Origin of the sequence: Halorubrum aquaticum (genome assembly GCF_900113615.1) — an archaeon.
GTDB classification, from domain to species: domain Archaea; phylum Halobacteriota; class Halobacteria; order Halobacteriales; family Haloferacaceae; genus Halorubrum; species Halorubrum aquaticum.
Genome location: NZ_FOPZ01000015.1, coordinates 69,244 through 84,102, shown reverse-complemented (window position 1 = coordinate 84,102; position 14,859 = coordinate 69,244). Strand labels below are relative to the sequence as shown.

At 54.1% G+C, this 14,859-nt stretch carries 13 protein-coding genes; 5 read left to right on the top strand and 8 right to left on the bottom strand.

The window, feature by feature from the left end; translation table 11 throughout:
* Positions 1 to 222 precede the first annotated feature (222 nt).
* Positions 223 to 1,230, top strand: a complete 1,008-nt coding sequence (locus F3H10_RS12285; protein WP_149784056.1) for an IS110 family RNA-guided transposase — start codon at positions 223 to 225, stop codon at positions 1,228 to 1,230.
* Positions 1,231 to 1,511: 281 nt separating this feature from the next.
* Here the strand turns inward: F3H10_RS12285 and F3H10_RS12280 are convergent, their stop codons facing one another.
* The 3 genes from F3H10_RS12280 to F3H10_RS12270 form a co-directional block, all read right to left on the bottom strand.
* Entirely contained in the window at positions 1,512 to 1,931 is a 420-nt protein-coding gene (locus tag F3H10_RS12280) for a hypothetical protein (protein WP_149785053.1), read from the bottom strand.
* 108 nt (positions 1,932 to 2,039) lie between these two features.
* Entirely contained in the window at positions 2,040 to 3,566 is a 1,527-nt protein-coding gene (locus F3H10_RS12275; protein WP_149785052.1) for a hypothetical protein, read from the bottom strand.
* Entirely contained in the window at positions 3,563 to 4,339 is a 777-nt protein-coding gene (locus tag F3H10_RS12270; protein ID WP_149785051.1) for a hypothetical protein, read from the bottom strand. Before F3H10_RS12270 ends, F3H10_RS12275 begins: the two co-directional genes overlap by 4 nt.
* A gap of 285 nt (positions 4,340 to 4,624) precedes the next feature.
* Here F3H10_RS12270 and F3H10_RS12265 point away from each other — a divergent pair, with 285 nt between their 5' ends.
* Entirely contained in the window at positions 4,625 to 5,038 is a 414-nt protein-coding gene (locus F3H10_RS12265; RefSeq protein WP_149785050.1) for a hypothetical protein, read from the top strand.
* A gap of 118 nt (positions 5,039 to 5,156) precedes the next feature.
* Here the strand turns inward: F3H10_RS12265 and F3H10_RS12260 are convergent, their stop codons facing one another.
* Together F3H10_RS12260 and F3H10_RS12255 are read right to left on the bottom strand one after the other, a co-directional pair.
* A complete protein-coding gene (locus tag F3H10_RS12260) occupies positions 5,157 to 5,717 on the bottom strand; it encodes an HhH-GPD family protein (protein WP_149785049.1) in 561 nt (186 codons plus the stop codon).
* An 8-nt stretch (positions 5,718 to 5,725) separates the two neighbouring features.
* Positions 5,726 to 6,841: a DNA cytosine methyltransferase gene (locus F3H10_RS12255; RefSeq protein ID WP_149785048.1), complete on the bottom strand. Its 1,116-nt coding sequence runs from the start codon at positions 6,839 to 6,841 to the stop codon at positions 5,726 to 5,728.
* A 192-nt stretch (positions 6,842 to 7,033) separates the two neighbouring features.
* On the opposite strand from F3H10_RS12255, the gene F3H10_RS12250 reads away from it, so the two are divergent.
* The 3 genes from F3H10_RS12250 to F3H10_RS12240 are packed head-to-tail and all read left to right on the top strand — an operon-like array spanning position 7,034 to position 10,663.
* Positions 7,034 to 8,938 carry a hypothetical protein gene (locus F3H10_RS12250; RefSeq protein WP_149785047.1) on the top strand — a complete coding sequence of 635 codons (1,905 nt, stop codon included), beginning with the start codon at positions 7,034 to 7,036 and terminating at the stop codon, positions 8,936 to 8,938.
* On the top strand, positions 8,935 to 9,972 hold the full coding sequence (locus F3H10_RS12245) for a hypothetical protein (RefSeq protein ID WP_149785046.1): 1,038 nt from the start codon (positions 8,935 to 8,937) through the stop codon (positions 9,970 to 9,972). Before F3H10_RS12250 ends, F3H10_RS12245 begins: the two co-directional genes overlap by 4 nt.
* A 1-nt stretch (position 9,973) precedes the next feature.
* Complete coding sequence (locus F3H10_RS12240; protein ID WP_149785045.1) at positions 9,974 to 10,663, top strand: DUF6339 family protein; 690 nt, start codon at positions 9,974 to 9,976, stop codon at positions 10,661 to 10,663.
* A gap of 7 nt (positions 10,664 to 10,670) precedes the next feature.
* Here F3H10_RS12240 and F3H10_RS12235 read toward each other — a convergent pair whose 3' ends face one another.
* From F3H10_RS12235 to F3H10_RS12225, 3 genes are all read right to left on the bottom strand, one after another.
* Positions 10,671 to 11,408, bottom strand: a complete 738-nt coding sequence (locus F3H10_RS12235; protein ID WP_149785044.1) for a hypothetical protein — start codon at positions 11,406 to 11,408, stop codon at positions 10,671 to 10,673.
* Between the two features lie 19 nt (positions 11,409 to 11,427).
* Positions 11,428 to 12,435: a hypothetical protein gene (locus F3H10_RS12230; RefSeq protein WP_149785043.1), complete on the bottom strand. Its 1,008-nt coding sequence runs from the start codon at positions 12,433 to 12,435 to the stop codon at positions 11,428 to 11,430.
* Positions 12,436 to 12,624: 189 nt separating this feature from the next.
* A complete protein-coding gene (locus tag F3H10_RS12225) occupies positions 12,625 to 14,826 on the bottom strand; it encodes a GmrSD restriction endonuclease domain-containing protein (protein WP_149785042.1) in 2,202 nt (733 codons plus the stop codon).
* Between the last annotated feature and the right edge of the window lie 33 nt (positions 14,827 to 14,859).

The window sequence follows — 14,859 nt, the reverse complement described above, 5'->3', positions numbered from 1 at the left end:
GGCTCTGATGGGATGAAAGCCTGCTAAGTCCCCAGCGTGCGTGAAGAGGCACTGGGGCGGTCAAAGGCCGATGATTCAACAGCGTCATAGAACGCGTGGCTCTGATTGGCCTACCTGCCAAGGACGCACTATCATGGGAGGCCGCCCGGATGCCGTCAGCATCCGGGCGGCGAACCCGAATAGGTGTGGCTCCCTTCACGCACAAACCGCCTCACAGGAACCATGTACTACCTCGGAATCGACCTTCATAAAGATGAGTCGCACGTCGCTGTTTTGGACGACGATGCCGAGGTCGTCGAAGAGATTCGCGTCAAAAACGCGAATCTCGACGACGTTGCCGAAGAATACGCTGGAGCCAAAGCGGCGCTCGAAGCAACCAGCAACTACTACACGGTCTACGACACCCTCGACGAACACCTCGACGTGGTTGTCGCAGATCCTACCCAAACCAAGGCGATCGGCTATGCTGAGGTGAAAAACGACCGGCTCGACGCGAAGTTGCTTGCGCAACTTCGCCGAGCCGGCATGATCGCTGAGAGTTACGTCCCGTCCGAAGAGCTCCGAGAGCGCCGCGCACTTGTGCGCGGCCGGAAGAGACTCGTCGAAAAGCGCACGGACTTCAAAAACGAAGTCCACGCCCTGCTCGACAAACACGGGATCACCTACGATTGGGATCCGTTCAGTGTGAACGGGCGAGACATCCTCGCCGGCGAGGATGTCTCGCTCGGTGTGGTCGGCGATCAGTTGATGGAGTCGTTCCTCTCGATCATCGACGAGTTAACCGCTCAAATAGAAGAACTCGAATCGTTGATCGAGGAAACCGCTGCGTCTCTCGAGGAGACGCAGCTGTTGATGACGATTCCGGGCGTGAGTTTCTACTCATCGCTGCTAATCACCTCGGAGATCGGTGAGATCGACCGGTTCGACGAGGCAAAGCAGGTGGTGAGTTACGCGGGATTGGATCCGGTCGTCCGCGAGTCAGGCGACTCGCGGACGGAAGGATCGATCTCGAAGCGCGGAAGTGGAGACTTACGCTGGATCCTCGTTCAGTGTGTTCAAACAGCGGTTCACCGGTGTAACGATCCGTATCTTGAACGGTTCTACGCTCGATTGAAACAGCGGAAGAACCACCAGATAGCGATTGTCGCAACGGCGCGAAAACTGCTCGTGTCGATCTTCCATATGCTTGATCGCACGGAGGTGTACGATCCACCAGAGGTGAGTGCCTGAGGGCCGCCGGCTCGGCGGCCCTCATCGGCCGGTCGCAGCGGGTGTGAGCCACAGCTAACGCGTTCACGTTCTGACCGCCTGCCGGCTGGTTCCTGAGCCATCTCCGTGCCTGCGTGTGGTTTCTCTCTCGTGACTAAGCTCGGATCGATCTCGGCGAAAAATATAGTATCGCAGACGTGGTTTGTTGCGCTAGCAGGCTTTCATAGGTGTTGAAATGCTATTATTCAGGCCTGTGTCTGGCTGAGATAGACGTCAGATAGGTCGTGCGAAGTAACGGCTACTCACCGGGGGAGTCGCTCACGTATTTTATCAATGATGGTTACACCCTTCTCAGGTTCCCATTTGAATTGACCCTGCATGATTATCAGCTCAATCGCCTCCTCCTCCCAGCTGATGGTTCCGTCCTTGCGAAGGTGGCGTACCACTGCTGGTCCGCTTCCCCTCGGAACGACCTGATATTTTCCACCTCGGCTCTGCCCTTCAATGATGAGAGTCTCCTCAAGCGCAAGTGGTTTCGTGTCGATAACCCGATATTCTGAACCGTAGTCGTGGTTAGTGGTTTTCCACACCACCGAGTATGTTGCTTCGTTGTTCTGCTCCAAATCAACGGCAACCTCTGCGATTACTTCAGTGAGGTTGTTGTACGCTGCCCTCGGAGATCCATACTGGCCTTGGTCGTGTTGAACCGCTGCTTGACTCATACAATTGTTAAGACATCAGTGGTGATAAATCGTCAACTTGTACCTAACACCAAGGGCGTCCAAAGTGTTACCCCCTCCCCAATGATTTCAACAGATTACTGGTTGAAGTCAAAACTGTGCCTCTGGGGGAACGCCAGTAGCCAAGTAATGTGCGCCGATGAGATCGTGGCGAGCTTCGTCGAGTTCACGAGAACGACGTTGTGTGTCAGAGCTTAGTCCGTCAAGGTTGACGACAGAGAAACACACGTCGTCCCCATACTCGTTCTGCAGTTTGAACAGGCGACTTGATATCGATCTGGTCGTACCCATCTCTTGGATTGTTCGATTCCACCGTTCTCCCGTTGTATCTTCTCGCCACAGTCGGAACGCATGAACTCCGCCACTATCGATCATGTCTCGCTCAGAGAGTGGGCGGGCCTCTGTCCAGTCGAGTCCCAGCCAGCGTGGGGCAGTCACGTCACGCCAGGGCTGCCACGTCGGTACAGTGTACGAAGTCTGTTCTGAGATGTGCTTTAGCTCTTGCTCCAACTCGTCGTAGGAGCCACTCACGTGTTCAGCAGGCTCTCGGTTCAGTTGGACCATAGGAGTCCACCCAACTTCTCGACGACAAATCGCCACCAAAGTCGCCTCGATAGCACGGCGGTGTCTCCGATTCGAGGATATCGGGGGTGTCGAAACAGAAACCTCCATTTGCCCACCCACAACATCAGTAATTCGCCGGAGTGGACGGGCGGCACCGTGTTTGTCTCCGGTCTGTCGATCCGCCTCGTTCACCCCGGCTGATAGACCAAGCCCTACGCGCTGTCGAACACCTCCTTCCGCTCCCGACTCTCCGATGTACATCAAACCCGGGAGTCTGGAGTGTCTAACTCGGTAGAGGCCTGGTCGGCGGGGTAGTTCTTTTCGGAGCGTTTCCCAGTCTCGAAGGTCGAACCATCTCGACCAACCGAGTCCCATCCAGGTTGAGGACTGAGGATCTGGTTCGAGTCTAGTAAGTGGTCCAGGGACGTCGAGAGTTCGCGTCTCCTCCGCACTCCGTCGTGTAGTCCGGTCAACGGTGGCAAGATCCGACCGAACAATGGAGTCGGGGACCGAGAGGATTCGAGCAATTGCGTCACTACCGGGGACGTACTGTGAAAGGATCCATATCGTTGCCTGTCGATTCGTCAGTCGTGTCTTGCCCACCACCGTGACAATGTCGTCGATAGCGTCTGTGGGGAACTCTGAACACGAGACGACGAACCCACTACTGATCCACTCTTCGTCGTCTCCAACCGCCTTTTTGACCTGTCGGTCATGAGCGGTCGCTACGGCGTCTCGACCGTCTTCGGTGAGTCCAATTTGATCGGCGGCTGCATCCCAACATCCGTCTGCCTCGGCCAGTACATACAACAGCCCGTCGTCGTTCCGTCCAACCGGAAGAGGGTCGAACCCCGTGAACAGGATCTCAGTACCAATCAGGGACTTGTTTCGTACTTCTCGTAGTGCTCTCGCAAGTGAATCGGCTTCAATAGAATGCTGGGCAGCGACCGACTCAACGATGTCACGGGATACAGGAACTCCCACGAACGGATCTCCGACGTACGATGTGTTAACCCTCCGATCCTGATACACGTGACACTCGTTGTCGCTCATCGGAATTCGTTCAACTGGCGGTTGTCCTCACTTTTGCGCTTGGTGTCCATTCGCTCGTCGTAGTCGGTGTAGTCCACTCGACCCTCCGAGATTCCTTGCTCGTCTTCATAGACCATCAACCACAGCCGGATCAAGTAGTAGATGAATGGCGCGGGAATCGCGTTCTTCGCTAGGTGGCTCTTCGGGTACGGCCTCGGTGAGTAATTTTTGACTGCCGCCCACCACTCTTTGGATCGTTCAGAGAAGAAGAACGACGAGGTCTCGGCTCTGTCTGACGGTCCATCTGTCGTCAGGAGACGCTTCAAACGAGGAGGTTGTGGGACTTCAAACGAGGTCTCGAAAGCACGCTTGTACTCGATCGGCATGCCGAACATCCGTCCGTTCAGCACGGTGGGGTCATCAAGCGGTGCGCGCGGAACGTTTTCGATGATGTGGTGATCACAGTACTTCTCCGCGAGCATTCGTGCACTCGGGATCATGTTCTCGTGTTCGTCGGGATCACCAGAGATGCTCGTCGTCGCCGCCCACCGTGAGCAAACCGGGTGGAACAGTCCGAGATCGAACGTGATATCGTCCTTAATCGGAAGGTCCCACTCCTTGTCCTCAATGTGGGCGTCGGCCTTGATGGGTGTACTTTCGTTCGTATCCTTGGGATCAATTCCGACACGAATCACGTTCCCGAAGTCGCTGAGAACCTCTGATTCTGTTCCGTAGTCCGCGAAACAGTGGAGGATGAGGGGTTCTTCGCGTGTGGTGTCTCCGTTCGAAGTCATACGGGATCACCTATCCCGTGTTCAGTGCTCTCGGGGGTGTCAAGAGAGATTCCCGTAGAGCACACCGATGTAGAGTGCGCGTAGAGTCTCACTGTTGTGCGCTTAGACGGCGACTCTGTTTAAACTCTCCATCTGAATTTCGATAGGGGTTAGCAGAACTCAAGCTTGCCATCGTGGGAGATAATAGATATTAGGAATTCGCCGTGATTCATACAGTGAGGGTAGTCAGCGAGCTATTTTCGGGTCAGTCGCCACTACCATTACCCCTTGAAATAATAGAAGCGTATGAGCCCAACCTACGAACCAAATGAGCTTACAAACCAATTCAGTCAGTATGACGAATTAAAACAGGATACAAAAGAGGTGTGTTCAAGGGAGTTGGGCGATCAGGAAGAGGCCGCCTGGGAGTGGGATCAGGTCTGGGACTGGGCGCAGGACACGTACTATGATCACCACTATGATGGTGTTGAACAGCAGGCGAAATTCGCAGATGCAGCATATTACCGTGTCCAGTCAAACGTCGATGATCCAGACTGGACAGAAGTAAAACAGCGGATTGCCGACTTCGTACTACCACGCCACATAGATGTTCAGCATAGCAACGATATGCCCGATTATCTTCCAGGCAGTTACACGGCTTCAGCTACTGAGGAGATCGTAATCCACGCAATCACCCTAGAATTAACAGAGGATCGGTAACCGATACTGGACCATAGCCAAATCACGCATCTCCTCCGAGAAAGCTACATCCGCCCTACGGTTCTTGGAAGTAGACACAGTACTCGCGGGCGAAACACTGCTCACACAGTGGCTCTTTCTAACAAACCAACGCACCGAGGTCAAGTAGAGCGAGATTGTACGAACGGGCCTCACTAGGAACCAGTCTCTTCGTGAAAGCTAGCTGATCTGATTCTGCCTCGGGCCAAGTGTCTCGAAACACCCGACTGTATACTCTCTCAACGTTCCTGTCGAGTACTGGCAACTGATCACCACGGGCGAAACACAGCGTGGCGTTCGCCACGTACCGGCCCACCCGCGGAAGTTCCATCAACGACTCTGGCTCGGTAGGTAGGTGGTCGTGCTTGGAGGCGATCTGCTTCAGTGCCCCTGCACGCATATTTTGGAATCCCAGAGGCACAATAGCTTCGACGAGTTCATCCTCACTGGCCTTTGCTATCGCGTCCAGCGTGGGGAACCGTTCCAGGAATCTTGGATAGACCGCCGCGACGTTGTCAGCCGGCGTTTGTGTCAGGAAGAACTTCGCTACGAACACCTCATACAGTGTCCGATTCGATTCCCGCCACGGGTACTCGCGGCGGTTCTCTTTCCCCCATTCGAGCAGATCTACCCGAAACCGACGCTCCACCTCAGACGACATCAGCTCTCTCAGTCGTCGGCAACAGTAGACTTGACAGACGGTACTGTCACGCCCACGTGCGAGAGGATTGCCTGCCCCATGTACTCACCGAGCTTCGGGGGAACCGCGTTACCGATCAGCCGGCCCAGATTCGACACGCCGACGTCTTCCCATTCGTTGTAGAATTCGTAATTTTCTGGAAACGTCTGAAGCAGAGCTCCTTCGAGGATCGAGAGTGCCCGATTCTGATCTGTATCGTAGTGTCCAAAGCGACCACTGCCGTAGTTGTAGAACTGCGTCGTTATCGTCGGTGAGGGTTCGTCGGGCCGCATCCGACTGTAGGGCGCTTTGTACGAGCGTCCACTCGCCTTCCGGTGGCAGTCTGCGAGGAGATGGTCAAGGTTCTCCTCCTCCCAGAGAGTCCAATCTCCGCCAGGCATCATGTTATCGATACGCTCAAGGTTCTTTTCCGAGAGAGAACGTGCTCTGTGTACGTCGCTTTCGTCACTGACGTCTCCTGCTTCGATTGGCGGCAGATGATCAATCGTGTCTTTGACCGTGGGGTAGTCGTCCTCGTTCTGTATCGGTGGCTCAGGCAGAGAGAGAGGACCTCGCTTGGAGGCCATAACCACCCACCGCTTCCGCTTCTGTGGAATCCCGTATTCAGGACCGTAGACATTCTTGTTCTCGTCACTGTTGACGTGATAGCCCTGGGATTCCAGGCTCTCTATGAACGAATCGTAAACGCCGTCCTCTTGTTTCACTTGGAGTACGTTCTCGGTGACCACCACGTCCGGTTCGACGTACTCTACGATTCGTGATACCTCGTTCAATAGTCCCCACTTTTGGTGGTCCTCGTGGCCTTTCCCCTTTGAGTGCCCCATCGTGGAGTACGGTTGACAAGGCGCGCAGGCCGCGAGGACCTTTAGATCCGCGTCCCACGGGTACATCTGCGCGATCGGTTCGGGGTCTTGTGCCAGTGCGTGAACGTCTGCTCTGACGTATTCGCCGTCGATATTCTGTTCGTACGGGTACTTACAGTCCGGGTCTTTGTCGATCCCTGCGACGACCGAGATACCGGATTGTTGGAGCCCATAACTGAGTCCACCAGCACCGCAGAATAAATCCACTGCAGCTACCTTCATAACTCTCTTTCCTGCGTATCATCACATAAGCATTCGGCAATAATACCAACCGGGCGATCTTTCACCGTACGGAGAGTGCGTCGGTGTCGCCCGATTAGAACTTCTGTTCGTTCCTACCGATGGGACCATCGACGCGTAACAGTAATACTAACTAGGTAGTCGTAGTTTCGTACGAACATACCAGTTTATAACATGGATCAGGAACAGATTCAAATGAACGAAGCGGCTGAGTGGTTTTTCTTCAGTGGTGGGCCTGGGGCACCACGCTACGGCGACGATCCGACCAAGCACGCCGTTGACCACGACTCCGAGTCGTTCGTTCGTGAGGTACTTCAAAACGCGAACGACCAAGGCCTCCCAAACGGCGATCCGGTCGAAGTGACATTCCGTTTCGTTACACTCACCGGTGACGAGAAAGAGGAGTTTCTGGAAGCACTCGGCTGGAGCGACGGACTCGGCGAACGTACGCGAGCGGTCGCAGACACACATAACGGTCGTCGCTACGAACGGGTTGTCAAGCGAGTTAACGACTCCGATGCCGAACTTCGTCTCCTCGTCGTAGAAGACAGAAACACCACCGGCTTAACCGGAAGTTGGGACGAAGACTCGAACTACGCCGCGCTAGTCCGCGACGAACTCTACAGCAGCAAGCAAGACGACACCGCGGGCGGCTCGTACGGTCTCGGAAAGTCCGTACTCTGGACGTTCTCAAGTGCTTCGACGGTGGTTTTCAACTCACACCTCGCTCACGGTGAGCGTGAAGACAACTCTCCGCGACTCATCGCTCGCTCTAAGTTCCCCACACACCAGCTCCCAGAAGACGATACGACGTATCAAGGGGCAGGGTGGCTCTGCCAGCCTATCGGGACAGACGATGGTCCGCGTCCAGAGTCCTTCTGGGGAGAACGCGCGTCACGGCTTGCAGAACAACTACACGTAGAACGGTCCCCTGTCAGTGGAACGAGCGCTATGGTCGTAGAGTTCCAGGATCCGACACGGGACGAGCGACCGGACGTCGAAGACCTCGCACAGGAATTCGTTGATGCTTCTGTCAAGTACTTCTGGCCAGCCATCTACCGGGGTGACATCGAAATTACAGTCGAAACCCCCGACGACACGCTGACTGCCGACGTCGAGAGCGTCCCGTCGATCCGACCGTTCGTCCAGGCCTACGAAGAGAGAACTACGGACTCTCAGACGTTGATTGACGCCGGAGACGTTGCTGGCCTTGATATTCCAGTTAATCTCCCGCCACGTGCCGATGGAACCGAGACTCCCGACGGTTCGGTTCGGTTGTCGGCTCGCCTCGCATCCCCTGCAGATGACGATACGTACCTGAACAACGTAGCGCTCTTCCGGGGAGCGGGGATGGTCGTCAAGTACTACGACCAGAGTCGTGTCGCCTACGGTGACCGGAACTTCTTCGGTGTGTTGGCAGCTGGCGAAGCGCGGTCGGAAGGGACTCCATCAGACAGTGATCGGGAGATCGACCGGTTCCTACGGTTCTCTGAACCACCCGAGCACGACGAGTGGGAATCCACCGAGAACCTCCGAGAGCAGTACCAACGTGGATTCCGGACGGCGCTCGACGATATGTTCGGAACGTTGCGCGACGGGCTACGTCACCTGGTTTCGAAGGGTAGCAACGGCGACTCTCTCTCGGACAACGTTCTGAACAGGTTCCCGATTCACGGGGGCGGGAATCCCCGATCCACGACATCGGCCGCCGATCCCGTCTTCGAGATCGACAGTTCGTCCCGCTTCGACGGCGATGCGTGGGAGATCTCTGGTCGAATTAAAGTACTCCCAGAAGAGTTCGACGGATGGAGTGCCGACATCTCACTCACCGGTGTTGGCGAGGATGGATCGCGTTACGACGACATCCCCATCGACACCATCAAGATCGAACAATCCGGCGTAACCGTGTCGTACGACGAGGGATGTGTTCACCTCGTCGTGAACGAAGAGGTAGACGAACTCTCGTTCTCCGGCAGTTCCCATTCCGACGAACCCGCGGACTTGGTACGCGGTGATGTCGGTGCGACACAATTAGAGATACTCGCCGAGTTACAGACACCCGAGGAGGGTCAAGCGTGACCAGACGTTCTCAACGACACCGTACTACGACACTCCCCTTCAGCTACCGAAATAAGGGAGTGGGTTTCGATCTGGATTCGTTTGCTGTTGACGACAGGGAGCGAACAGCACTCGAACTGAACCCGTCACAGACCGAGATCGATCTCGCGTCGGCCGTGTCGTCGTCTGACAGTAGTGCTGAATCAGATTGGTCCACCCTCACTCTCAACGGGGAACTTCGCTTACCCGAGGATACGGTCCAAGCAGTCTTTCCAGAGGACGAACGGGCACAGCCACCGGCTAAACTCTACGTCACCATTCGCTGTCACGAGACGATCTACCGTGATCGGACCATCGTCTCCGAAGCTCCCACGACACCAGGTGAATACGACGTCGAGTTAGAAATTCCAAAGGACACTGTCCGAGGAACAGTCGAGCTACGTCCGTATCTCGTTCGTACCGAAGCTCACCCGAGAGAAGAGCCGAACGATTACGCCGACCAGAAGAATTTCCGCGTCGCCAGTGGGACGCTGTACTACGTCGTCGTTGACGGCGGCGAGGAAGAAGAACGAGCCGCCATCGATGGTGAGCGAGTCCGGTTCTCACAAAATGCTCACCTCCCGGATGGAAACAAGCTATACTACCTCGACTTCCGGAACGAGGGTCGTCCTAAATTGTGGATCAACTCCGACCATCCCCGTATTGCCGAGGTGTTACAGAGTAGAGGCTCTGTCGGGGCCGAAGCTCGGATGCGTGACGTGATACTTGACCAAGTGAGCTACGGGGTGTGGGTACAACTGCTCGTTCGTGCTGGGACTGCCGTAAACGCAGAAGGCGAGGTTGAACACGAGTGGCAAGAGATGGTACTCCAGACATTCGTCCGTAACCTGTACGATACTAGTGACGTATCGGAAGCGACTCACCGTTTCAGAGACGACCTCTCTGACCCGCAAACACTACCTCACGTCATGCAACGGATCGATAGCGAACTTCAGGAGTACATAGACCCCCGAGAGCAACTGATCCACCTCATGGAGGAGGGGCTCCAGATCTAACGTGACCGAGACAGAATTACACCGACTGACAGAAGACGGACGTCGTCTCGTTGGCGAATCGTTCATGAAGGGCGAGACAACGCTAACCGACGAACAGCTGGACGAGTACGTAGAGCCTATGCCGGGGAATCCGACAGCCGATCTCGACAAGATCGATTCCGCGGTAAAGGAGGTCCTGGAGGAGTACCCAGAGTACGAGACCGCTATAGATGGCGCACTCGCTGAAGAGATTCACCGCTCCCTCGACATCACGAGGCGAACTGCCGGTGATCCAGGGCTTTGGCACTGGCTAGCAGTCGTCCGATACCCCGAACTCGTCCGGCACCGTTGGGAGTATCGCTCTGAAGAGGCGATGAGAGAGAAGTTCCTCGGTGCAGGCTCCGACTTGTACTCAAACGCCATCCACCGACTCTGGTGGATTGCGGAGCTCACGTCGCGTGGTGACGATTACTCAACGACTGACGCAGTCTTTGCCAACCAGACGATGGTCAACAAGGTGTTCGACCGCTGGTTCGCGCGCTATCAACCCGCCGTTCGGGCTATGTGTGACGAACTCGCAGACGAACCGTCGCGTATCATAGATGAGACGACACGACGGTTCAATCACGCACTGACGAACGTGCAACTCGAAGGACTATCAGAGGACGAGGCACAAGAAATGATTAGGCAGATTGTTACTGAGTCTCGGTAAGAATCCGTTATCCAATCTTGATAGCAAGAAAATCGTCTATAGAGAGGATCTGTAACGCTGAGTCAGCATCGTAGCGACTCACGATCTGGTCGTTGATTCGTTCCGGTACGGACTTCTCTTCTGAGCCCAAGAAATCCGCAAAGGAGTCGGGGAGACCATCACCGCTCTCATCCGCATCACCACTTTCTACAGCACTTCCTATATCCCCGTCACTTCCCAAGAGGTCTTCAGTGTCTTCGGTCAGAAATGTACCCGAGCCGCCGTTTCGGCTCCACGCGGCAGCATCACAGAGAACTCTGATATCGGCCTCGTTCTCAACGACACCACGTAGCAGGCCCACTAGCTGAGCGTCAACGCCGTCAAGGGCTAGAACGGTGAGGACTTCATCATCTTCGAAGATTTCCTCTCTCGCCTTCTCTAGCCGATTGATAAGTTCGTTCAATCGCCGAACCGCCTCAACGTCGTCCATCTCGGTAAGGTCAGAGTATAGGTCGATAACGTACCGAACGTCGTTCTTCTGGTGCAGGTCGGCGGGCTCGTACTCATCCAGATCGTCCGTCGCAGCGAACTCCAAGAGTTCGCGGTGGATGTCTTGGTGCCGATCAGCTACCGAAACGAACTCACGCTTGATACGCTCGCTAGCTACTTTGGCGGAAGTAGAGTCTTCGAAGAGCTTTCTTGCAGCTGTCTCTCCTTCGACAGCGTAAGCGAACAACACGCAGGTATCGGTGAATACGTCTTCCACGTCCCCTACGGGTCCAACTTCACTCATCTCGACGCATTGCTTGGAGCGCGACTGCCCGACCGATAGTTTCCGCGTCGTCGTCGTGTTCTGGGTACTGGGCCGAGCTCGGTACTAGGCATGCGTCCTCACACGATCGACTGACACTGTTGATGTGCTTCTCTAGGTTGTCCTCCACAGAGAAGTGCTTCTGGGCAGACCACTTCCGCAAGGTTGGGGCATTCGGACCCTTCGCGGTCTCTTTCGACATCAGAAGGGCGGGATACTCCCAGATCCACTCGTTGTAGACCTCCTTCAGTTCTTCCAGCGCGGCCACCTGTGACTCCATGACTTCTGAAGCACGCGTCTGACTGAGGACAAGGAACGCGTCCTCTACCAGGTTCGTGAACTCTCGGACTTCGTCAAGGGTCTGGCTCAGGGATTCGATACCTGCCAAGCTCAAGTGGATTCGAGCAGCAGCACGCCCGACGTCCTCGTACTGCTCTGTTCCGAACACTGGAGAGAGCGGGTCCACTGAGGGCTCTTGTCGGGCCTTTTGAACCTTCTCTATGGCTGAACCGAGGTGCTGTCGGAGCGCCACGTTCCCTAGGTACAAGTCACGATACTCCTCAGGCGCGTGGGATTCGTAGAATGCCGCGAGGAAGTCGAGGTCGTTCGCGTACCACGAGGCTTGGTCTAACCCAGGTGTGAAGTCACTCCGTCGGTAGAAATCGACGATATCGTCGAAAGACGCCGTGAAGATCCCCGACTCGCGGGCGTCCGGTGTGGGCATCTGCGTGCTCGTCGGACCGATTGTTCCCGATTTGGGAGCTGCTGGCATCACGGCCCCAAACTTGTACCAGCTATATGTGACCGGGAACGTCTCGTCGTCACCGGTGAAGTGCTCAACCCCGAGGTACGAGTACTTCTGTCGCTTGATCCGAGTCCCGTACTCCCAGTTTAGGTCAGAGTGCTCTCTCACTGCCTGTTTCAGAGCAGCCTCGACTTTTTCGAGAACGTTAGACTCGTCCGGTGGGGTGTCCGGATGCATTACCGTGTTACCTCGGGGATCGGTGTTTGAATGTTCGACACGAAGTACGTGAGAGGAAGTGTACTAGTATGAATTTGCTACTCGCATAAGAATCTTTCTGGCGATATTGAAACCTCAGAGACAGGTATGAAGCACGTGCTAGATACAGAGATTGAGTTCCATCCCGGGAACAGTCCACCGTAGAGCGAATCAGTCTTCAAACTCTTCGTCAATGTATTCTACCATTTGCTTAGGTTCCAGCGGAATCGTCCGATTACCCTGTCGGAGGTAGAACTCCTGCTCACCTTGGTCTTCAAGATGTGCTGGCCTTGAAGCATGATTGACGTTTACGACACAGACATCCTTGTTCTCCATCGTAACGAATGAGACATCAATGAAGTCGTTGAACCGGGGTTCCATGGCCGACCCAATAATGTCGTGGAGGTGGCGTTGGAACACCTCTCGCTTCTGTTCCTCGTTAAACGTTTTATAATCGTCTTCAAGCCCGTAGATACTCCCATCATCCTCTACGCCGATTAGCAAAGTCCCACCGTCGGTGGAATTAAGAAGCCCATTAATCGTTTTGAGACACTGATACTCAACGCGATTCATCGGCATCCCCCGATCTTTCACGTCAGTTCTGAGGGTGGTTTTGAATTCCGTTGTCTGTGATTCACCGTCTTCAATCAGAACCCTCACATCAGTATCTTGAGCGGCAGAGTCATGTACGTTAAGTGGGATTCCTTCAACATGGTCGTCAATCTCGGCAATGAAGAGTTCGACACGTCTGTTGATGAAGTCATCAAGAGTCTTGTAGCCGACATCGTCGTCCCGACTCCACTTAAGAAGTGCTTGCGGGATGAGATGTGACGCCAATACTTGTTCAAACCCGTCACCGTCGTAATCTCGGAGGTACTCAACTGGATTACGATCACTAATTTCTAAGTTCGTGATCTGCGGGAGATACGCGATATTCATCAAGCTATCTTCGTCATACTCGTCTTCTCCGGGATAATTCTCAATGAAGTTGCGTGGGAAGATGTGGTGGAGATTCGGTTCCTTCTGGAGTTGGTAATAAACGTCTGTGAGAACCGAACGGTCATGATGTTTCCAGTCTTTAGGATCGTATGAGGCCATGAACGCGAGGATCGCCCGTGAGAACCGCCCTTGGTAGCTGTACGACGCCGAACGAAGATCGTGCTTGTCAAGCCGGAACTCCTCAAACTCGAATTCGCCACCGGTCTTTTCATCATAAAGCGGGTCAAGGTGATCCTGACGGAGGTGGCCGGTATGTCGGAGGAGGTTCTCGGACTGGAAAGAGTAAAACCAGAAGTACTTCTTTAGGAAGTCGTAGTCTGGATTGTCGTTCTCATAAAAATAAAAAGCTACAGTGATGTAGAAATATCGGAATGGAATTAGATTCGGGCCTTTGAGATTAAGGTGGTTCTCAAAGAAATCGAACGTCCTGCGGAACGCCCGCTTGGCTTCATCCCACACCGCCTCAATGTGATGGGTTTTGATTTCGTTAAGGAACCTATTTGTAATATTGTTTACCTCGTTCTCCTCAACGTGATACTTGATGATCATCGCCAGCATCTCTAAATACGTCTTATTCGAAATGCTGACGAACTCTCCATCAGTGTTTTCCCGGAAATCCTCTATCATTTCACGAAGATAGAATCCGCCGTTGGGATGGTCGGTCGGCCGGAAGGTTTTAGCCACGATAATATCAAAGATGTCTAGCGGCTCACCTTCTTGATTAACCCGTTCAAAAATCTCAGTAACTTCGTTGATCTCGATATCTCGGAGTTTGATGAACGGGATTCGATACTGCTGCAGGACTTTACTGAAACTCCGCAAACGATCTCTGATTGGATGCTCGTTTTCAAGCCCCTTTGCAGCTAGCCGGTCGTCTATCTCCCACGGATCTTTGTAGATATCGATAATTTTGAAGACGTAGTCGCTATCTTCATCAACTTCGTCCTCAAAGAGAAATCGGCGTTTGTAGTTGGCATCATCCACGTCATCTGCCTCCTCAACAGTCAAATCAATATACAATGTGGGATCAAAGTCACCCTTCCACTCTCCCTTCACGCCGTACAGAGAGGTTAGTAGGGCAGTTGTCCGCTGCTGCCCATCAAGAATATAGTTATAATTCGAATTTTTATCTGGATCGTTTATTTCGTGACCACCGATTTCGCGGTGCTTTTCAAGTTCGGTATCAGAATTCCAGATAAGGATGCTTCCAATGGGATAAAAACGATAGATACTGTCCCACAGCTTCTTTATATTATCACGTTCCCAAACCACCTCTCGTTGGAAGGTGGGAATCTGATACTCCTGCTGTTTCAATCCCTCAATATAGGACCCGATTGGTTCGTCATCGGGCCTGATTGGATCGCCGTGCTGCATATGATAAACCAAGCCGCGGCGAGCATCATTAAT